The sequence below is a fragment of the Mycolicibacterium cosmeticum genome, from assembly GCF_000613185.1.
GTDB classification, from domain to species: Bacteria; Actinomycetota; Actinomycetes; order Mycobacteriales; family Mycobacteriaceae; genus Mycobacterium; species Mycobacterium cosmeticum.
This window is the reverse complement of the sequence record NZ_CCBB010000001.1, coordinates 2,756,048-2,775,865: the sequence shown is the minus strand read 5'-3', so window position 1 is coordinate 2,775,865 and position 19,818 is coordinate 2,756,048. Positions and strand designations below refer to the sequence as shown.

Here is a 19,818-nt window from a genome sequence, read left to right as displayed (position 1 = left end):
GATGTGTCTTACCGCACCAGGCGGCGCAGCAGCGCCGACGCGCTGGCGATGCCGAGTACCGCGGCGGCGATCAGCACCGCGATATCGACCCAGCCGTTGGAGGGGGTGCCGATCAGCAAACCGCGCAACGCGTTCACCTCATAGCTCAACGGGTTCACCGCCGAGAGCCAACGCAGCCACTGCGGCATCACGTCGACCGGGTAGAGCGCGTTGGAGGCGAAGAACAACGGCATGGTGATGGCCTGGCCGATGCCCATCAGGCGGTCGCGGTGCCGGACCAGCCCCGCGAGCGTCATGGACAGGCATGCGAAGAACGCCGATCCGAGCACCACCACGACCATGGCACCCAGGATGCGCAGCGGGTTCACCGTCATGTGCACCCCGAGCAGATAGGCCAGCGCCACCACCCCGATGACCTGCACCACCGACCGCACCCCGGCGGCGAACGCCTTGCCCGTCACCAATGCCGACGGTGGGGCGGGGGTGACCATCAACTTGGCCAAGATGCCGGCGTCCCGGTCCCAGATGATCTGGATGCCATAGAAGATCGAGATGAACAGCGCGGACTGGGCGATGATGCCGGGCGCCAGGAAGGCCAGATAGTCGACGTGGCCGGTGTCGATGACGTGCAGCCGGCTGAACGTCTGGCCGAAGATGAGCAGCCACAGCGCCGGTTGGACCATGCGGGTGAACAGCTCGGTGCGGTCGTGCCGGAGCTTCTGCAGTTCGACGAGGGCAAAGGCGCCGATGCGCATGGCCAGCCCGCGCACTCGGCGCCAGCCGCGCGGCGCGCGGATCAGGGTGATGGTTTCAGCCGACACGGCGCGCCGTCCTCCTGGCCGCCGCCACCTCGCGCAAACCCGCCTGGGTGGGCTCGTCGAGATCCGAACCCGCGTAATGCCGGAAGACATCTTCCAGGGTGGCGGTGTCGCTGACGGTTGCCTTCAGCTCGGCCGGGGTGCCGACGGCCTGCAGGCGGCCGTGGTGCATCAGTGCCACCCGGTCACAGAGCGCGTCCGCCTCACCCATGTAGTGCGTGGTCAGCAGCACGGTCATGCCGTAGTCGGCTTTCATCCGGCCCACCTGCTCCCAGACGCTGTCGCGCGCGATGGGGTCCAGACCCACCGTCGGTTCGTCCAGCAACAGCAACGACGGCCGATTCACCAGTGCCTGCGCCAGTTCCAGCCGGCGCACCATACCGCCGGAATAGGTCCCGGCCACGTTATCGGCGACATCGGAGAGCTGCATGGCGGCCAATGCGTCGGCAACCCGCTCGGCCCGCTCCCGACGGGGCACATCGTAGAGCCGGGCGAACAGCTCGACGTTCTGCCGGCCGGTCAGCGCCGCCTCGATGGAAAGCTGTTGCGGCACATAACCGATATTGAACCTGATATCCATGGTGTTGCGCCGGGAGTCCAGCCCGAAGATCTGGACCGAGCCGTGTTGCACCGGGGTGAGGGTGGTCAGTACCCGGATGACGGTGGTCTTGCCTGCGCCGTTGGGGCCGAGCAGTCCCATGGTCTCGCCGGTGCGCACCTTTAGGTTCAGGTCGTCCACGGCGGTGAACTGGCCGTAGCGGTGCGTGAGCCCGGCGCAGGCGATGGCCGAGGGTGCGGAAGTCATGGTTGCCTCTCCTGAAGGATCCGGGTCAGCTCGGCGATGACGTGCAAACCTTTTGCCAGCTCGTCGATTTGAGATGGGGCGAGTTCGGCCAGGGCGTCGGCCAGCGCGGCGCGGCGGGCGCGCCGGGATTCGTCGGCGATGCGTTGCGCGGATGGCGCCAGCCGGAGCCGCCCGACCCGGCGATCGGTGTCGTCCACCCCGCGGATGAGCAGACCGTCGGCGGCCAGTCTGGACACCAGGGTGGAGGCGGTGTTGGGCGCCAGGCTGAGTTCGGCGGCGGCCTCCCGCACGGAGATGTCCGGGTTGCGGCCGACCAGGCGCAACAGCTCGGCCTGCGATTGGGTCAGCCCGGTGCGGTCGAAGCCGCGGCCCCCGGCCGAACGGCGGAGCTGGCGGCGCAACCGCCCCACCACGCCGAACAGCTCGGTGACCAGGTCGGGGTGCGTATCCACACCGCCATATTACCTCTGTTACAGAGGTATTTGAAGCGGTGTGCGCGGTACCCCATGATGAGGTGGTGCCCCCGTACCGGACGCTGCTGCTCGATGTCGACGGCGGCGTCGCCGTCATCACCCTGAACCGGCCCGAGCGGCGCAATGCCATCGGCGACGGCATGCGCGAAGAGCTCGCCGACGCCTACCGCCGCTGTGCCGCCGATGACGACGTCCGAGCGGTGGTGCTCACCGGCGCTCCGCCGGCGTTCTGCGCGGGTGCCGACCTGGGCGCCGGGGAGCGCACCTTCACCGAACCGGGCGCGGGCTTCAGCGCCGCCGGGATCGAGGTGCCGGCCTGGACCCTCGACAAGCCGGTGATCGCCGCGGTGAACGGGCATGCCATCGGCCTCGGGCTGACCTTGGCCCTGCAGTGCGATATCCGGATCTTCGCCGCGGACGCGCGCTGTGGCGTGGTGCAGGTGCGCCGCGGTGTGGTGGGGGACGCATACTCGCACTGGCTGTTACCGCGCTTGGTGGGGATGTCCGTGGCCGCCGAAATCCTGCTGACGGGACGGACTTTCGACGGTCGGCGGGCGGTCGAGCTGGGACTGGGCAGCCAAGCGTTGGACTCGGCGCAGGTGCTGCCCGCCGCACTCGAGATCGCCCGCGATATCGCGGACAACACCGCGCCGATGTCGGTGGCCGCCAGCAAGCGGCTGCTGTGGGATTCGTTCGGGCTGACGCGAGAGCAGGTCGGTGCCCGCGAGACCGATATCCACCTGCACCTGATGGGCCACGACGACGCCCGCGAAGGGGTGCGTGCGCACCTGGATCAGCGGCCGCCCAGATGGACCGGCCGGCCGGTGGACCCGACTCGGGAGCGCACATCACCTCAGAAGGGCGGGGGTTCGGCATAGGTGTCCTGGTTGAGTCGGCGCATGGCGGTGATGCGGGCGGTGCGGGTTTCGGTGCGTGTGCGTCGGCGCCGGGGCATCGCCAAATGGCGGTCGCTGGTGGTGGTGACCGCTTGGGCTGGTGGTGCGGGAGTGTGAATGACTCTGTCGGGGAAGAGGATTCGAGTCAGCGGCACGGTGGTGTAGGTGTGACCGGTGGGGCTGGTCCAGGTGTGGGTGCCGTCGGGGTGTTGTCGGTCGGTCCACCCGCCGAAGGTTTTGAGTAGGTGGTGGGTGCGGCATTTGGCCGAGAGGTTGCCCGGGTGGGTGGCTCCGGCGGGCCACGGGATGACGTGGTCGACGTCGCAGCGCTGGGCGGAGTGGGTGCAGCCGGGGAAGCTACAGACGAGGTCGCGGGTGCGGACCCAGGTGGCCAGAGTCGCCGACGGCCGGTAGCCGGGTTCGGCGGGCAGGTCGGCGGGGGTGGGCAGGGTTTTGATGCGGGCGCCGGCGGTGACGAGGTCGGCCAGCATGGGGGCGGGCAGGACGCCTCCACCGAGCAGCACGCCTGGTGTGGTTCGCAGTTGGGGATCTCGAGGTGTCGCCGGTGGCGGCGGGCCGGGTGTCGCACCGGCCGACCCCGAGTCGGGGGCTGGGTCGGGCCCAGGTGGCGGCTCGGTCGGTGCGCGGTCGGCATCCGCGCCGGGCATTGCGTCGGTGAGCACGTACACGGTGACCGCGGCCGCGCGGGGGTCTTCGCCCGCTGCGGGGCATTCGGGATTGCCGCATTGGCAGGCCAGCCGGTCGGCGGTCGGGTCGGCGCCGAGCACACCCAGCGCATCGGCCATCCGCTGGGTGGTGGTGCGGGGGTCGTCGTCACAGACGGTGGCGGCGATCGCGGTGAGCCGACTCCGCAGCACCGCGGCGTCGGTGGCCAGCAGCCGCCCGTAGACCCCGATGGTGCCGGCGAGATCGTCAGCACCCCCGAATTCCAGATAGCGCGACTGGGCGGCGCTGCGGGCGCCCAGCACGGCGCTCGGATCGAATTTCTCGATCCACACGTCGATGCTGTCCTCGATGTTCTTCTGTGACAACGTCCCCAGCTGGGCGGCGATGCCGGCGAGGGCAGCGTCGATGAGGGCCAGAGCTTCCTCGTGAATCACCAGGCGGGTGCGCCACGTGATCGCGGCGGCGATTCTCGCCGAGACGTCCCCGGCGGCCAGCAGCGCGCCGACTTTCGGTAGCCGGTCGCGCAAGGCGACCGCGATGCGCATCTGCCCCGCCGCGGCCTGCTTGGTCAGTCCGCAGGCGGCTGACACCTCGGCGGTGGCGCACTCCCAACCGTCGATCGCCGCGTGAGCGATCTCGTCGTCCTCGTCATCGCAATGCCGGGCGACGATCGCCGCAATCACCGCCAATCGGTCGGAAGCGGCCACCGCCTCACTGCGGGTCCTGTCCCGCAGCGCATCGATCAGCTCCGCAGCACCCAGGGAAGCCGGATCGAACATACGTTCACCCTACTCCGGGGCCCCGACAACCGACCGCAGAAAAACCCACGGCAGCAACACATTCGACCGTTGTCGCTGAAAAGTCGCTCAGAGGCGGGCAACCACCACACCACCACCCCCGGCTAGACGACCTCGACGCCGGCCGAACGCAAGGCGTCGACCGCCTCCGCCGTACTCGTCGGTGCCACGCCCGCGGTGAGATCGAGCAGCACGCGGGTGCGGAAACCCTCGGCCGCCGCGTCGGCCGCGGTCGCCTTCACGCAGTAGTCGGTGGCGATACCCACCACGTCCACCTCGTCCACCCCGCGCGACCGCAGCCACGAAGCCAACCCGGTGCCCGACGCGTCGGCACCCTCGAAACCGCTGTAGGCGGCCGCGTACTCACCCTTGGTGAACACCGCCTCGACCGCCGACGGGTCGAAGTCCGGATGGAACTGCACCCCTGGCGTACCCGCCACGCAGTGGCGCGGCCAGGACTCCCGGTAATCCGGCTCGTCGGAGAAATGCGAACCGGGATCGATGTGGTGGTCCTTGGTGGCCACCACATGGTCGTACTCGTGCGCACTCAACAGCGCGGTCAGCGCCCGGGCGACCTCGGCGCCACCGGCCACGGCCAGTGAGCCGCCCTCGCAGAAGTCGCGTTGCACGTCGACGACGATCAAGGCTCGCATGCCGAAAGCCTAGCCGCCGAACAGCAGGTACAACCCGGTGAACGTGTAGCCGACCATCACCAGCATCATCGCCAGCTGCCCGGTCAACTGATGTCGCTTGGGCAGCACCCGTAACGCGCAGTCGTGTGCGGCGATCACCCCGGCGATGTGGCCGACCACGACGAAGAGCACCTTCGACGTGGCCAGCGCCGACGGATGCAGGGACAGCACGTAATAGACCTGAGCGTCGTGCATCCCCAGCAGCGCGTACACCGTCTGCTGGCCCTTCTCGACCAGATAGGTCAGATAGTGCGCGAACACATAACCGATGACGATCGGGATCAACGAATGCGCCATCAAGCCCGGCAGCCGCCGGCGCAACTCCCGGTCGACCCCGCCCGTCGCACGGGCCGCCAGGCTGAACGTCACCGCCACCGTCGCCACGAAGACCACCAGGCCCGCGGTCTTGAAAGCCGTTGCCTGCCAGGCGCCGGACGTGTGCGCGTCGACGAAACCGCGCCAGGCGGGCGTAGCCGAGAAACTGTCGAAGGCCGTCGACCCGAGCAGCACCGCCAACACGGTCACCGACGCCGGCCGGATCGGCAGCGTGGGCAGGTGGTTGAACGGGTTCCCCAGCGCGATCCGCCCGTCGGGGTTGCGGCGCACCGGCGCGCACCGCGAGGCGACCACGCTGTACACCTCGAACGGGTCGGCATGCGAGCACCAGCGCGTGCCGAACGCGAACGCCCCACCCAGGGTGACGCCGAGGTAGACGACCAACCAAATCTTCACGGCGGAAAGCGAACCCGGGTCCGGGCTGGCGAGCTCGAGCCAGACGAAGGCGAACAGGCCCAATGCCGCGGGCCAGTATCCCAAGCGCTCGGGATAGGAGTTCGCCCGGATCCGGAACAGCCGGGCCACCGTACGCACCGGGGACAGCGCTCGCCACACCGGACCGAAAAGCACTGACAGCGCGACCGATCCGACCCACAGCAGCACGTAGAACACCCCGGGCAGGGCGTTGGACGAGTTCTGCGGTCCGAGGACGGCGGCGGCCGCCACCCACACCGCGAACCCGAGCCCCAGCAGGCCCACCGCCCAGCGGGTCGGGGGCGCGTCGACGAACGACGTCACCCAGCTCGGCAGCGGCCGTCCCGGCGTCGCGGGATCGAAACGGGGCTTCCGCCACGCCAGCGCCACCACCGCGAAGGTGAAGGTCAGCGCCCACGCCGCGCCGATCAGCGCGTAGGTCAGCGGGATCGGGAGATCGGTGGAACCGCCGAGCCCGTGCGCCAGTACGGTCACTGCACCGTGATGGTCGCGACCGTCTTGTTCAGGTGGTGCAGTTCGACGTCAACCCTGCCCGGCACGTCCACGGTGAACTGGAACGCCTGCCCGTTCTCCGGCTTGATGTCGAAGGTGTGCTCGGGGTTGGAGTGCACGTGCAGCTGATCGGCGGCATCGCTGTTGACCCGCACGATGATCGGCTGCTTGACCTTCGCCTGGACCTGCTGATTGGTCGGGGTGACATTGCCCCCGGCGATGGTGACGTCGATGACGACCCGCTCCGGCGGGGACTGCTGGTCGGTCATCTCCGGGGCCGCCGAGCCGGTGTTCGCCGAACCGGTGGGGGCCGAGGTGCCGGTGGTCTCAGACGACGGCGCACCGCCGCAACCAGCGACCACCAGGGCGACCGCACCGACGGCGGTCAGTGTCTTCACGAGCTTCACGCTGAGTCATCCTCTTCGGTCGAACCTGGGTCCTCGCTGTCAGACCCATCATCGGGGCCGGCCCGGCGGTCGCGCATGGCCACCCACGCCACCACGCCGGCAACCACGACGGCCGGTGCGAACGCCGGCAGCGCCAGCCAGAGCGAGTGGTCGGCGAGAACCGTCACGACTGCCCGACGGGTTCCCGGGTCTCGGCGGTGCTGTGCTGCTCACGTGAATTGATCCGTCCCGCACCCCAACTCAGCAAGGCCACCAGGATCAGCGAGCGCACCAGGACCACCAGCGAGGCGGCGCTGTACAGCCAGGACGGCACGTCGAGATTGCGTTCGCGCTGCAACACCTTGATCTCCTCGGTGAAGTCGCGCGTGGTCGAGGCCAGGGCCGGGGTCTCCTCGGCGCCGATCCCGGGGTCGGCGGGCAGGAAGATCGGCACGGCGGCCATGGTCCGGCCGTCCTGTACCCGCAGCACGGTCTTCCAGGTCCCCCAGACCGGGATGGGCCGCGTCGAGCGGTAGTGACCGGGGCCCACCTTCTCCAGGTGATCGATGACCAACCCGCGTTCGTGATCGAGCTTGCCCTGCCAGGCCAGGATCGACACCCACTCCGGGTCGTCGCCGATCAGGTTCGCCGGGGTGATCCGGACGTCGGCGTTGGCCAGCCGCTGGCCCTCAGAGCTGGGCGTATCGGTGAGCGTGATCTGCGCGCTGGCGTTCTCGGGCACGGTGACATTCAGCCCGTTGGCGACGGCGCCGCCGATGACCAACACCGTGGCGGCCACGATGCCGATCCCGACGGGGCGGCGCGGCAGTTTCTGTCCGGTGAGGACGATCGCCAGCAGTGCACCGCACATGCCCATCCCGATCGCGACGGGCACCGACATCGCCAGCGCCTCAGCCCACATGCTCTGCGGCCACGGGTTGCGGAACACGGCGTCGATCCAGAACGACTCCAGCCACATCCCGACGGACCCGATGCCCAGGCCGGCGACGGCACCGAACAGGAGGGGGCGGTCGACCAACGGGGTCAGGCCGAGGAGTTCCACCACGAGGGCAGAGCCGAGATAGAGCGCGAACCAGCTGTAGGGCGCACCCAGCACCCCGCCCACGGCGAAGGCCACCAAACCGCGGATGAGCAGCGCGAAGGCAATCGCGCCGAACGTCGCGAAACGGCCGAGCATGAGCCGGGTGGTGACCAGCGCCATGGCCGCCGCGGCCGCGATCAGCATGGGATGCAGGACCAGCCGGAACTGCTCGACACCGAAGTCGTACTCGACGGGGAACACCGACAGGCCGATGACCAGGCCACCGCAGGCCAGATACGCCAGGATGCTGCGGCGCTGTACCGGAGCGTCGGCGCCCATCGCGATATCGCCCTCCCGCGTCAGCAGCAGGGTGGCCACCAGGGACAGCCCCGCGCCGCCGATCAGCATCAGGTGGGTCGGCCCCCACAACGTGACGTCCTGGCCGAAGATCCGGTGCCAGACGTCGTCGAGCGGAAACCCGATGAGCGCGTACAGGCCGCAACCGGCCATCAGGATGCCGCCCACGGGCGCGTACCAGGTCCGGGTGATCTTCACCGCGGCCGGCCCCGGCTTCTCGTAGGGCAGGATGATCGCCAGCGAGCCCGCGATGAACAGCAGGAACAGGCCGATCAGGATGAAGTAGTGGGCCGGGTTGGCCAGCGGTCCGGAGTCCCGGCCCTTGCCGATGTGCAGGCTGACATCCCAGATGAAGCCGAACATCGCGCAGATGATGGTCGAGGTGAACAGCAGCGAGGGCAGCGCCACCCAGGGCGGCCGGTTCATCTTGCGGCCGGCCGTCTCTGCCAGGTTCTGCAACCAGGTGATGCGCCGCTGCCGGTGCAGATAGCCGATCCAGAGCAGGCCCGCGGTGATGATGGCGGTGGCCACCGACATGCCGATCACCTGGTCCAGCGCGGCACCCCCGCCTTCGGTTCCGGCCGCGGCCGAAATCGAGACACCGTCTGCGATGTGTTGCGTCATTACCCACCCCGCTACGTCGAAGAGCCGTACTTACTCGTCGGTAATATTGACAGAAAGCTGTATCCGAAACCAGGGGTACCGGTTGTTTGCCTGAGCCTAGGCACTTTGCTGGCGCCTGGGTAGCCCTTCGCCACTAGCCTGGATGCGATGAAGCTCGCCGGCCTGCGCCAGCGCGACGGCGTCACCTGTGGTCCCACCGTGGCGGTGGTGGCCGGTGCGCTGCTGGACCCGGCCTACCGCGCGGTCTTGGACGAGCCGCACTTCCACGCCGAGCAGGGTCGGGTGCACCGGCTGGTCAACCGGATCTGGCCGCGGCGGCTGGGTACGACGCCGGCCGGGGTGGCGCGGGCGATCAACGCGCACAGCCCGGTCCGGTACCGATGGCGGGTGTTCCGGGGACTGTTGTCCGGCGGCCGTGACGACCTCGCGGATGTGCTGGCCGCGGTCCGGTCCGGGCGCCCGGTGGCGGTGCTCGTCGGCCGGTTCATCCCGCGGCACTGGGTGCTCGTCGTCGACGCCGGGGAGGGCCGCCTGTATTGCTATGAGCCGAGTTCCGGGCAGGTGCGCGCCGTCGCGATCGACACCGTCCGGCGCGGTGGGCTGACCGGTCTGGGCTTCCCGACCCCGTTTGCCTTCGTGCTGCCGAACCCGGAAGGAACCCGCCGGACGCATTGCGTCTGCTAGCTCGTCAAACTATAGTCTGGACACATGTCCAGTGTGGCCCCGCTGCAGTTCAGCGGATTGAGCTGACGTGCGCATCGCCCTTCTCTCCTACCGGAGCAAGACGCATTGCGGTGGCCAGGGTGTGTACGTGCGGCACCTGTCGCGCGGGCTCGTCGAGCTCGGACACCAGGTGGAGGTGTTCTCCGGGCAGCCCTATCCGGAAGGCCTCGACCCGCGCGTCACGCTGACGCAGGTGCCCAGCCTGGACCTGTACCGCGAACCCGATCCGTTCCGGGTGCCGCACCCGAGCGAGATCCGGGACCACATCGATGTGCTGGAACTGGCGACCATGTGGTCGGCCGGCTTCCCCGAGCCGCGCACCTTCTGCATGCGGGCCGCGCGCATCCTGGCCGGGCGCCGCGACGACTTCGACGTGGTGCACGACAACCAGAGCCTGGGCGCGGCACTGCTGGGCGTCGCGAAGGACATCCCGCTGGTCGCCACCGTGCATCACCCCATCACCCGGGACCGGGTGCTCGAGGTGGCCGCGGCCCCGTGGTGGCGCAAGCCGCTGGTGCGGCGCTGGTACGGATTCGCCGAGATGCAGAAGCGGGTGGCCCGCCGCATTCCGGAACTGCTGACCGTCTCCAGCACCTCGGCCGCCGATATCGCCGAGGACTTCGGGGTGTCCGAGGACCAGCTGCACGTGGTGCCGCTGGGGGTGGACACCGAACTGTTCCGGCCCGCCGAACAGCGGGTGCCCGGGCGCATCATCGCGATCGCCAGCGCCGACGTGCCGCTCAAGGGGGTGAGCAACCTGCTGCACGCCGTTGCCCGGTTGCGCGCCCGGCACAACCTCGACGTGCAGTTGGTGTCCAAGCTGGAACCCAACGGCCCCACCGAGAAGCTGATCGCCGAACTCGGCATCTCCGATATCGTGCACGCCTCCAGCGGGCTGCCGGACGAGGAGTTGGCCGGACTGCTGGCGTCCGCCGAGATCGCTTGCATCCCTTCGCTGTACGAGGGATTCTCGCTGCCGGCGGTGGAGGCGATGGCCAGCGGTACACCCATCGTGGCCAGCCGGGCCGGGGCGCTGCCGGAGGTGCTGGGCACCGAGGGTGCGTGTGCGCGCCTGGTGCCGCCCGGCGATATCGACCGGCTCACCGCGGTGCTCGGCGAATTGTTGGATTCCCCGGCGCAGCGCCGCACGCTCGGCGCGGCCGGCCGCCGACGGGCATTGGACGTGTTCAGTTGGGAATCCGTGGCCGCCCAGACGGTTGCGGTGTACGAGAAGGCGATCGAGAGGAAGACGACGTGCTGACCGTCGACTATGACCGGCTGGGCATCGGGCCCGGCACCTCGGTGATCGACGTGGGCTGCGGTGCGGGCCGGCACTCGTTCGAGGCCTACCGGCGCGGCGCCGACGTCATCGCCTTCGACCAGAGTGTCGAGGACCTCAACGATGTGGACGCCATCCTGACCGCGATGAAGGAGCAGGGCGAGGCGCCGGCCGGGGCGCGCGCGGAGGCGGTCAAGGGTGACGCCCTGGACCTGCCCTACGCCGACGGCACCTTCGACGTGGTGATCGCCTCGGAGATCTTGGAGCACGTGCCCGCCGACGATCGCGCGATCGCCGAACTGGTCCGGGTGCTCAAACCCGGCGGCACGCTGGCGGTGACCGTGCCGCGCTGGTTGCCGGAGAAGGTGTGCTGGCTGCTGTCCGACGAATACCACGCCAACGAGGGCGGCCACATCCGTATCTATCGCGCCGACGAACTGCGCGACAAGATCACCGCGCGGGGTGTGACGTTCGCCCACGCCCACCACGCCCACGCCCTGCACTCACCGTTCTGGTGGCTGAAATGCGCTGTCGGCGTTGACAAACCGAAACACCCGGCGGTCACGGCCTACCACAAGCTGTTGGTGTGGGACATGATGAGCCGGCCCTGGCTGACCCGCACCGCCGAGGACCTGCTCAACCCGCTGATCGGCAAGAGCGTGGCGCTGTACTTCACCAAGCCGGTCTGACATGCCGCACCTCGCGATTCCCGGTGTGTCAGGTGTGCTGACGCCGCGTCAGTGTCGGCAGACGGCCGAGTCGATCGCCGACACCCAGGAATCCGATGGTGCCGTGCCGTGGTCGGTCGGCGGGCACACCGACCCGTGGGATCACGTGGAAAACCTGATGGCGCTGACGGTGGCCGGGCTGATCGAACCGGCCAGGGCCGGCTTCGAGTGGTGCCGCACCACCCAGCGCGCCGACGGTTCCTGGCCGATCCAGGTGCGGGGCGGCGTCGTCGAGGACGCCAACACCGACAGCAACTTCTGCGCCTATATCGCCACCGGGGTGTGGCATCACGTGCTGGTCACCGGGGACCGGCGCTTCGCCGTGCACATGTGGCCCACGGTGAGCCGGGCCATCGACCTGGTGCTCGGTATGCAACTTCCCGGCGGCCAGATCAGTTGGGCCCGAAGCGACGCCGGCATGATGGACGAGGCGCTGCTGACCGGGTGTGCCAGCATCTACCACAGCATCCGGTGCGCGCTGGCGCTGGCCAACTATCTCGGTGAAGCGCAGCCGGAATGGGAAGTGGCGGTCGGCGCGCTCGGCCACGCCATCACCGATCATCCGGAAGCCTTCGCCCCCAAAGATTCCCACGCGATGGAGTGGTACTACCCGGTGCTGGGCGGCGCGCTGCGCGGGGCCGCGGCGCATGCCCGCATCGCCGAACGCTGGAACGACTTCGTGGTCGACGGCCTCGGAATCCGGTGCGTGGACCACCGGCCGTGGGTTACCGGTGCCGAGACCTGCGAGCTGGTGATGGCACTGGACGCCATCGGTGCTCGCGCCAAGGCGCACGAACAGTTCGCGGCCATGCAGCATCTGCGCGAAGGGGACGGCTCGTACTGGACCGGGCTGGTGTTCGCCGACGGGAAACGCTGGCCCGAGGAGCGCACCACCTGGACCGGTGCGGCGATGATCCTGGCCGCCGACGCGCTGTCCTGCACCACCCCGGCCAGCGGCATCTTCCGCGGGGCCGGGCTGCCTCGTGGACTCGAAGGCGAATTCGACTGCGCCTGTGCGGCTTCCGGCCGCTAGCCGACCCGCTCCAGCAACCGCAGCGAGCGCGTCACCGACACCTCACGGAACTCGCCGGAATCGATGGCCCGGCGGTAGATGTGATACGGCGCCTGACCGCCGTCGTTCGGGTCGGGGAAGACGTCGTGAATCACCAGCGCGCCGCCCGGTGCTACCCAGCGGGCCCAGCCGTCGTAGTCGCGCTGGGCGTGCTCTTCGGTGTGGCCGCCGTCGATGAACAAGAACTGCAACGGCATTCCCCACACCCGCGCCACCACCGGGGACTTCCCGACGATCGGCACCACCTGATCCTCCAGGCCGGCCAGGTCGAGGGTGTGGCGCAGCGACGGCAGCGTGTCGAAGCGGCCGGTCACCGGGTCCACCAGCGTGGTGTCGTGGTACTCCCAGCCGGGCTGGTGCTCCTCGGAACCGTGGTGGTGGTCGACGGTGTAGATGGTGCCGCCGACCTGCCGGGCCGCCGCGCCGAGCAGCACCGTGGACTTGCCGCAGTAGGTACCGATCTCGACCCCGACGCCGCCGGACAGGTAGCGCACGGCCGCGTCGTAGAGCGCGCGGCCCTCGTCGGCGGGCATGAAACCGGTGACCGTCTCGGCGAACTCGAAGAGCCGCGCGGCGTCGGGCGGCAGGGCGGTTGCAGTCATGGCAGTCAACCTACCGTTGCTGGTACCCGGTTGTTGTAGTAGCGTCCAGACACGTGTCCGACGCGGCTCTGGAGTCGACTCGGCGTCGCCTGAGTGCCAAACAGGCCGATACCGTCGAGCGGCTCGGCAATGCCGCCATCGACCTGCTCAACCGCGAGGGCTTCGGTGCGCTGACGGTGCGCCGGGTGGCCGCCGACGCCGGGGTGGGCGCGGCCACCGCCTATACCTACTTCTCCTCGAAGGAACACCTTGTCGCAGAGGTGTTCTGGCGTCGGCTGGCGGCCTCGCCGCCCACCGAACACGGCGACGGCGACGCGGTGGTCCGGGCCAGCGAGGTGTTGCGGCACATCGCGCTGTTGGTGGCCGACGAACCGGAATTCGCCGGCGCGGTGACCAGCGCCCTGCTGGCGCGCGATCCCGACGTCGAGGTGTTGCGCCAGCGCATCGGCCGCGACATCCGCGAGCGGTTGCTTACCGCGCTGGGCCCCGACACCGACCTGGACGTCATCGAGTCGCTGGAACTGCTGTATTCCGGCGCGCTGGTCCGGGCCGGCATGGGGTATGTCTCCTACGCCGATATCGCGCCCCGGCTGGAGCGCTCAGCCCGGCTGATCCTGGGCTGACGTCGGCGCGCCCAGCACCGCCACCGAGGCGGTGATCGCCGGCTCCAGGATGTCCTGCACGGGCCGGCCGTCCTCGACGGTCAGCGCGGTCAACTCGCGCAGCCCGCCGAGCAGGATGACCGCCAGCGGCCGGGACACCGGTGCCAGGCCGGCCCGGCGGAATCCGTCGCTGTCGGAGAGATCGATGAGCATGTCGGTCAGTGCGCTCATCGCCGAGCGCTGAATGGTGCGCACCGAGGAGCCGAGCGCCGGCAGCTCGCGGATCCAGCTGAGGGTGATCTCCGGCCGCGCCGCGATGTGGTCGACGTAGGAGTGGGCGGCCTGGCGATCTGGTCGCGCCACGGGGCCTGCTCGTCGACCGCGGCCCGGATGCCCGCGATGAGTTCGTCGTTGTTGGCGCGCAGCAGCTCGACGAAACACTCCTCCTTGTCGGTGAACTCGCCATAGAAGGTGCGTTTGGACGTCCGGGCGTGGCGGACGATATCGGCGACCGTGGTGGCCCGGTAACCGCGTTCGGCGATGGACGCGGCCAGCCCGTCGAGCAGGCGGGCCCGGAATGTCGGAACGGCGGGTGCGGCCATGTCCTCCTCCAGACTCTTGCGCCCATTCGGTACCACGGAGTACCGTATCGCATACACCGCTGGTACAGAGCAGTACCACCGTAGGGGTCTGGAGTGCGCATGACCGAGACAGTCAGCCGAACGAGCACCGAGGTAACCACCGAGCAGTCCGCTGCCGACAGGGTCGGGCACCTACCGCCCGGCCCGCGCATCGCCCGCCCGCTGCAGGGCTTCGCCTTCGCGCTGTTCCGCAGGCAGATGACCGACCACCTGGTGCGGCGCCACGGGGCCGCGGTCACGGTCAGCCTGCCGGTATACGGGCAGACCGTCATCATCGCCGACCCGCAGCTGGCCAAGCAGTTGTTCGCGGCCAACACCGACGATGTCGGCAACATCCAGCCGAACCTGTCCCGGGTGCTGGGCCCGGGCTCGGTGTTCGCGCTGGACCGTGCCGAGCACCGCCGCCGGCGCAAGCTGCTCACCCCGCCCTTCCACGGCAAGAGCATCAAGAACTACGAGCGCATCTTCGAAGAGGAGACGCTGCGCGAGGCGGCGAATTGGCCTGTCGGTCAAGAATTTCCGACGCTGGAACCGATGATGCGGATCACCTTGAACGCAATCCTGCGCGCGGTGTTCGGCGCCGACGGCGCGCACCTGGACGACTTGCGCCGTATCATCCCGCCCTGGGTGACGCTGGGCTCTCGGGTGGCCACCCTGCCCGCCCCGAAACGGAACTACGGGCGCTGGAGCCCGTGGGGGCGGTTGGCCGAATACCGGCGCCAGTACGACGCGGTGGTCGGCCGGCTGATCGACGACGTGCGGGCCGACCCCGGGCTGGCCGAGCGCGACGACGTGCTGGCGCTGTTGTTGCGCACCACCTATGAGGACGGCACGGCCATGTCGCGCCAGGACATCGCGGACGAACTGCTCACCCTGCTGGCGGCCGGGCACGAGACGACGGCGTCGACGCTGGCCTGGGTGTTCGAGCGGGCGAGCCGGCATCCGCAGGTGCTGGCCCGGCTGGTGCAGGAGGCCGACGCGGGTGACGGGAACGAGTACCGGCAGGCCGTCATCCTGGAAACCCAGCGGGCCCGCACCGTCATCGATTTCGCCGGCAGGCACGTCTACGCGCCGACCTTCCAGCTGGGTGAATGGGTTGTCCCGCAAGGGCATTCGATCATGGTGAGCCTGTCCCAGCTGCACAGGCGGGAATTCGCCGACCCGGACCGGTTCGACCCGCAGCGGTTCGTCGGCACCCGGCCCCCGCTGGCCTGGGTGCCCTACGGCGGCGGCACACGGCGCTGCGTCGGGGCGGTGTTCGCCAACGTCGAGATGGACGTGGTGCTGCGAACCGTCTTGCGGCACTTCACCATTGCCACCGCCACCGCGCCCGGTGAGGCGGTGCACTCCAGGGGAGTGGCCTACACACCGAAGCGCGGTGGCCGGGTGACGCTGACTAGGCGCTAGCGTCGGCGCGCTTCGGCAGCTTCCAGCCGGGCCGCGGGAAGTGGCAGGTGTAGCCCGACGGGTACCGCACCAGGTAATCCTGATGCTCGGGCTCGGCCTCCCAGAAGTCGGCCTCGGGCACCACCTCGGTCACCACCTTGCCCGGCCACAGACCGGACGCGTCCACGTCGGCGATGGTGTCCAGCGCGATGCGCCTCTGTTCGTCGTCGACGTAGAAGATCGCCGAACGGTAGCTGCTGCCCACGTCATTGCCCTGCCGGTCCTTGGTGGACGGATCGTGGATCTGGAAGAAGAACTCCAGCAGCGCACGGTAGTCGGTCTGCGCCGGGTCGTAGATGATCTCCACCGCCTCGGCGTGGCCGGGATGGTTGCGGTAGGTCGCGTGATCGTTGCGCCCGCCGGTGTAGCCGACCCGGGTGGACACGACACCGGGCTGCTTGCGGATCAGGTCCTGCATGCCCCAGAAGCACCCGCCGGCCAGAATCGCCTTCTGGTAATTGCTCACTTGTCCTCCTTGGTCGTGAAAAGGGTCCGGTACTCGCCGTAGCCCTGCTCCTCGAGATCGTCGAGGTGGATGAACCTCAGCGAAGCCGAGTTGATGCAGTAGCGCAAGCCACCGCGGTCGCGCGGTCCGTCGGTGAACAGATGGCCGAGGTGGCTGTCGGCGCCGGCCGAGCGCACTTCGGTTCTGATCATCAGGTGCGAAAAGTCGCGCTTCTCCACCACGTTGGTTTTCTCGATCGGTTTGGTGAAGCTGGGCCACCCGCTGCCGCTGTCGAACTTGTCGACCGAGGCGAACAGCGGCTCGCCCGACACCACGTCGACGTAGATACCCGGTTCGTGGTTGTCCCAATACTCACCGGTGAATGGCCGCTCGGTGCCGTCGCGCTGGGTCACCCGGTATTGCTCGGGGGTCAGGGCCTGCACCGCCGCCGGGTTCTTGTTGTACGTCATGTCTAGATAACCGCGCCGACGTTCGGTTGGTTCCCGCTCGCGGACGGCTCAGCTGGACGGCCGCGGCGCCAAGAGCTCCACCTGCCGGTCGGTGAGCAGCGGGCGCACCCGCCCGACCACCAGCTCCTGGTAGTGCGGTGACGCCAGGTGCTCGTCGAGGGCGGCCGTGTCGCGGTAGCGCTCGACGAGGACGAGGTGGGTCGGGTCGAGGACGCTTTGGAAGGCCTGGTAGTCGAGGCAGCCGGGCTCGGCCAGCGACCGTGGGCGCAACGCGGCGATCTGCGCCAGCACCGTGTCGAGTGCGCCGTCGGTGGTGTGCCAGTGCGCCACCACCACTATCGGGTCGGTTGCGCCCATCACACCCGCTTCAAGGCGTCGACCAGGGCCTCGCCGACCAAGGAACCCGATTGCGGGTTCTGGCCGGTGATCAGGCGGCCGTCCACGACCAGCTGGGGATGCCAGGGTTCCGTCGCCGTGTAGAGCGCACCCTCGGCGCGCAGCGCGGCTTCCAGGTCGAACGGGACGTCCTTGTCGGCGTAGCCGTCCTCTTCGGCGGTCGAGAAGGACGTCAACTTGCGGCCGCGCACGAACGGGGAGCCGTCGGCGAGGGTGACGCCGAGGAACGCCGACGGTCCGTGACACACCGCCGAGACGATCAAGCCCGCGTCCCACGCGCGCCGCACGGTGTCCTGCACCTCGGGGTTGCCGGTGATGTCCACCATGGGTCCGAGTCCGCCGGGGACGAACACCGCGTCATAGTCCACGACGTCCACCTCGGCCAGCCGGCGGCTGCGACCCAGCCGTCGGTACGCCTTGGTGTCCAGGAATGCGGTCTGCTCGGCATCGTCGGCATCGAATCCGTCCTCCGGGGGCCGGCCGCCCAGCGGGGAGCAGAATTCGACGGCGACGCCGGCCCGGTCGAGCACCGCGAACGGATGCGCGATCTCCGGGAAGAAGAATCCGGTCGGCCGGTTGTTGGGACCGATCACCGCCGCGTTGGTCACGACGAACAGGACATAGGGCACGCTCACCGTTCGAGGATGCAGCACTTTGCGGCCGCCGCGTAGCGTGTTCCGGTCCGGCCGTTGCCCATTCGGGGACGATGACGGTGGACTGCCTGGTGCGCGGCTAACGTCGGCCGCGATGTCTGAGCAATGCCGGGCCGACGAATTACGCACGCTGTTCCTGTTTGAGCACCTGTCGGACAGCCAGCTCGAAATATTGTGTGCCGAAGGACGGATCGAGACTTTTCCGGCCGGCGTCTTGGTCCGCGAAGGTGATCCCGCGCGGTGCTTCTACGTCATGATCGATGGTGAGCTGGTGATGTCTGGACGGATGGGCGGTATAGACGTCCAGACTCGCCGGACCTCGCAGCGCGGCGCGTACTGCGGGGCATGGGTGGCGTATATCCCCGATGCCGCACAGGTTTACGACGTGTCGATTCAGCTCACCCGCAGTTCGCGCTTCTTCGTCCTGGATGCCGAGCGGTTCGCCGGCTTCATGCAGTCGCAGTTCCCGATGGCCGTTCACCTACTGGCGGGTCACACCTTGGGCGCCATCCGGCAGCAGCAGCTGCTCGGTCAGCGGGCCCGGCTGACGGCGCTGGGCACCATCACGGCGGGACTGACCCACCATCTGAACAATCCGGCCGCTGCTGTGGCGCGCGCCGCCACCGACCTGGCCGGTGTGCTGCGGCGGCTGCAACGACGGGCGACGCCGCCGGACTGGGCCGACCTGCACGCCGACGCCGTCGAGCACGCCGGCAGCGGACCGCGTATCGGCCCACTGGAACTCTCCGATCGTGAGGAGCAGATCGGGGACTGGCTACAGCAGCGCGGCGTCGCCGCAGGCTGGGACCACGCCCCGACTTTCGCCGAAGCCGGACTGGACGTCGGCTGGTTACAACGGATGGCCACCGCGATCGGTGAACCCGTGCCCGCCGGTGAGCTGCGGCGCGCCGTCGAACTGCTCACCGATTGCCTGGACGGCGAGCTGCGGCTGCGGGACATCACCGAGGCGAGCAAGCGGATCTCAGCTCTGCTGGAGGGGGCAAAGCACTATTCGCAGATGGACCGCGGGGATATCCGCCAGGCCGATCTCCATGAGCTGCTGAACAGCACACTGCTGATGTTCCAGGGGCGCATCGGGCCGGGCAGCGGCATCGCGCTGATCACCCAGTGGGACCCGTCCATACCGGAGATAGGCTGTCACGCAGGCGATCTGAATCAAGTTTGGACGAACCTGATCGAGAATGCGCTGGAGGCCATGCGTGGTCGCGGCACGCTGACCGTGCGGACCGCCCGGGAGGGCGACGACATGGTGTGCGTGCAGATCTGCGACGACGGCCCCGGTATCGCGCCCGACATCATCGACCACGTGTTCACGGCCTTCTTCACCACCAAGCCGGCCGGCGAAGGCAACGGGCTCGGGTTGGATCTGGCCTGGCGCATCACCGAACGTCACGGCGGCAACCTGTCGGTGTCATCGGTTCCCGGTGACACCCGATTCAGCGTGCGCCTGCCGGTCTACCTCAGTCCATCGCAATGAGTTCGAGCTGAATGTTGTCCGGATCGCGGAACACCACGGTCGAGTACGTGAGCGGATCCGTCTCGTCCACGATTCCGGTGTGCTCGACCCCGAGCTCGTCGAGCCAAGCGGTCCACACCTGTAGCGCCGCCCGCCCGGACACCCCGAACGACACGTGATCCAACCCGGTGTGGGCCTCGTCGAAGCGTTCCCCGTGATTGCCGGTGTTGGTGTGCAGCCCGAAGATCAGACCCGATCGGGGCTCGGGCAACAGCACGCTGTAACCGGTCTCCTCCCGGCCGTAATGCGGGATGGTGATGTCCAACCGCTCGGTCCGGAATACCCGCTGGTACCACGCGACGCTCGCCGCGAGATCGGTGACGGTCAACGACACGTGGTGCACGCCGCGGAAGCGGGCGTCGACGGGCGCAGTCATGGTGCGAT

Annotated in this window: 22 protein-coding genes and 1 pseudogene; 8 read left to right on the top strand and 15 right to left on the bottom strand. The window is 68.9% G+C overall.

Features of this window, described 5'->3' with window-relative positions:
* Positions 1-8: 8 nt before the first annotated feature.
* From BN977_RS13450 to BN977_RS13440, 3 genes are read right to left on the bottom strand one after another with little or no spacing between them, the layout of a single operon-like run.
* Positions 9-755 carry an ABC transporter permease gene (locus BN977_RS13450; RefSeq protein ID WP_109790211.1) on the bottom strand — a complete coding sequence of 249 codons (747 nt, stop codon included), beginning with the start codon at positions 753-755 and terminating at the stop codon, positions 9-11.
* Positions 756-810: 55 nt separating this feature from the next.
* Entirely contained in the window at positions 811-1,623 is an 813-nt protein-coding gene (locus tag BN977_RS13445) for an ATP-binding cassette domain-containing protein (protein ID WP_036397884.1), read from the bottom strand.
* Positions 1,620-2,075, bottom strand: a complete 456-nt coding sequence (locus BN977_RS13440) for a MarR family winged helix-turn-helix transcriptional regulator (RefSeq protein ID WP_036397883.1) — start codon at positions 2,073-2,075, stop codon at positions 1,620-1,622. The genes BN977_RS13445 and BN977_RS13440 overlap by 4 nt, the downstream gene beginning before the upstream one ends.
* Before the next feature lie 62 nt (positions 2,076-2,137).
* Between BN977_RS13440 and BN977_RS13435 the strand changes: the two genes are divergently transcribed.
* Entirely contained in the window at positions 2,138-2,974 is an 837-nt protein-coding gene (locus tag BN977_RS13435; protein ID WP_051561332.1) for an enoyl-CoA hydratase/isomerase family protein, read from the top strand.
* On the opposite strand, the gene BN977_RS13430 is transcribed toward BN977_RS13435, so the two are convergent.
* From BN977_RS13430 to BN977_RS13410, 5 genes are all read right to left on the bottom strand, one after another.
* Positions 2,950-4,458, bottom strand: coding sequence for an HNH endonuclease signature motif containing protein (locus BN977_RS13430; RefSeq protein WP_036397882.1), 1,509 nt, complete (start codon positions 4,456-4,458; stop codon positions 2,950-2,952). The genes BN977_RS13435 and BN977_RS13430 overlap by 25 nt on opposite strands.
* Positions 4,459-4,580: 122 nt before the next feature.
* Entirely contained in the window at positions 4,581-5,129 is a 549-nt protein-coding gene (locus BN977_RS13425) for a nicotinamidase (RefSeq protein ID WP_024455089.1), read from the bottom strand.
* A gap of 9 nt (positions 5,130-5,138) precedes the next feature.
* A complete protein-coding gene (locus BN977_RS13420; protein WP_024455090.1) occupies positions 5,139-6,413 on the bottom strand; it encodes a hypothetical protein in 1,275 nt (424 codons plus the stop codon).
* Entirely contained in the window at positions 6,410-6,838 is a 429-nt protein-coding gene (locus BN977_RS13415) for a hypothetical protein (protein ID WP_036397881.1), read from the bottom strand. Before BN977_RS13415 ends, BN977_RS13420 begins: the two co-directional genes overlap by 4 nt.
* A 163-nt stretch (positions 6,839-7,001) precedes the next feature.
* On the bottom strand, positions 7,002-8,840 hold the full coding sequence (locus BN977_RS13410; protein WP_036397880.1) for a hypothetical protein: 1,839 nt from the start codon (positions 8,838-8,840) through the stop codon (positions 7,002-7,004).
* 147 nt (positions 8,841-8,987) lie between these two features.
* Here BN977_RS13410 and BN977_RS13405 point away from each other — a divergent pair, with 147 nt between their 5' ends.
* The 4 genes from BN977_RS13405 (at position 8,988) to BN977_RS13390 (ending at position 12,603) form a co-directional block, all read left to right on the top strand.
* Positions 8,988-9,524, top strand: coding sequence for a hypothetical protein (locus BN977_RS13405; RefSeq protein ID WP_036397879.1), 537 nt, complete (start codon positions 8,988-8,990; stop codon positions 9,522-9,524).
* A gap of 67 nt (positions 9,525-9,591) precedes the next feature.
* Positions 9,592-10,824, top strand: coding sequence for an MMP alpha-(1->4)-mannosyltransferase (locus BN977_RS13400; protein ID WP_036397878.1), 1,233 nt, complete (start codon positions 9,592-9,594; stop codon positions 10,822-10,824).
* The gene (locus tag BN977_RS13395; protein WP_036397877.1) at positions 10,818-11,531 is read left to right on the top strand and encodes a class I SAM-dependent methyltransferase; all 714 of its coding nucleotides are present in this window, start codon (positions 10,818-10,820) and stop codon (positions 11,529-11,531) included. Before BN977_RS13400 ends, BN977_RS13395 begins: the two co-directional genes overlap by 7 nt.
* 1 nt (position 11,532) lies before the next feature.
* A complete protein-coding gene (locus BN977_RS13390; protein ID WP_036397876.1) occupies positions 11,533-12,603 on the top strand; it encodes an MMP endo-(1,4)-3-O-methyl-alpha-D-mannosidase in 1,071 nt (356 codons plus the stop codon).
* Here BN977_RS13390 and BN977_RS13385 read toward each other — a convergent pair.
* Positions 12,600-13,244: a class I SAM-dependent methyltransferase gene (locus tag BN977_RS13385; RefSeq protein ID WP_024455097.1), complete on the bottom strand. Its 645-nt coding sequence runs from the start codon at positions 13,242-13,244 to the stop codon at positions 12,600-12,602. The two genes, BN977_RS13390 and BN977_RS13385, sit on opposite strands and share 4 nt — an antisense overlap.
* 53 nt (positions 13,245-13,297) lie before the next feature.
* Here BN977_RS13385 and BN977_RS13380 point away from each other — a divergent pair, with 53 nt between their 5' ends.
* A complete protein-coding gene (locus tag BN977_RS13380; RefSeq protein WP_036397875.1) occupies positions 13,298-13,867 on the top strand; it encodes a TetR/AcrR family transcriptional regulator in 570 nt (189 codons plus the stop codon).
* Here BN977_RS13380 and BN977_RS13375 read toward each other — a convergent pair.
* Positions 13,844-14,448, bottom strand: a pseudogene (locus tag BN977_RS13375) (TetR/AcrR family transcriptional regulator). The gene BN977_RS13380 and the pseudogene BN977_RS13375 sit on opposite strands and share 24 nt — an antisense overlap.
* 99 nt (positions 14,449-14,547) lie before the next feature.
* On the opposite strand from BN977_RS13375, the gene BN977_RS13370 reads away from it, so the two are divergent.
* Positions 14,548-15,894: a cytochrome P450 gene (locus BN977_RS13370; protein ID WP_036397874.1), complete on the top strand. Its 1,347-nt coding sequence runs from the start codon at positions 14,548-14,550 to the stop codon at positions 15,892-15,894.
* Here the strand turns inward: BN977_RS13370 and msrA are convergent.
* The 4 genes from msrA to BN977_RS13350 are packed head-to-tail and all read right to left on the bottom strand — an operon-like array spanning position 15,884 to position 17,879.
* Positions 15,884-16,399, bottom strand: coding sequence for a peptide-methionine (S)-S-oxide reductase MsrA (gene msrA, locus BN977_RS13365; protein ID WP_036397873.1), 516 nt, complete (start codon positions 16,397-16,399; stop codon positions 15,884-15,886). The genes BN977_RS13370 and msrA overlap by 11 nt on opposite strands.
* On the bottom strand, positions 16,396-16,848 hold the full coding sequence (msrB, locus tag BN977_RS13360) for a peptide-methionine (R)-S-oxide reductase MsrB (protein ID WP_036397872.1): 453 nt from the start codon (positions 16,846-16,848) through the stop codon (positions 16,396-16,398). The genes msrA and msrB overlap by 4 nt, the downstream gene beginning before the upstream one ends.
* A gap of 48 nt (positions 16,849-16,896) precedes the next feature.
* Positions 16,897-17,205, bottom strand: a complete 309-nt coding sequence (locus BN977_RS13355; protein ID WP_036397871.1) for a putative quinol monooxygenase — start codon at positions 17,203-17,205, stop codon at positions 16,897-16,899.
* Entirely contained in the window at positions 17,205-17,879 is a 675-nt protein-coding gene (locus BN977_RS13350) for a type 1 glutamine amidotransferase domain-containing protein (RefSeq protein ID WP_036397870.1), read from the bottom strand. The genes BN977_RS13355 and BN977_RS13350 overlap by 1 nt, the downstream gene beginning before the upstream one ends.
* Positions 17,880-17,991: 112 nt before the next feature.
* Between BN977_RS13350 and BN977_RS13345 the strand changes: the two genes are divergently transcribed.
* Positions 17,992-19,395 carry an ATP-binding protein gene (locus BN977_RS13345; protein ID WP_036397869.1) on the top strand — a complete coding sequence of 468 codons (1,404 nt, stop codon included), beginning with the start codon at positions 17,992-17,994 and terminating at the stop codon, positions 19,393-19,395.
* Here the strand turns inward: BN977_RS13345 and BN977_RS13340 are convergent.
* Positions 19,379-19,810, bottom strand: coding sequence for a VOC family protein (locus BN977_RS13340; protein ID WP_036397868.1), 432 nt, complete (start codon positions 19,808-19,810; stop codon positions 19,379-19,381). The two genes, BN977_RS13345 and BN977_RS13340, sit on opposite strands and share 17 nt — an antisense overlap.
* Positions 19,811-19,818 lie beyond the last annotated feature (8 nt).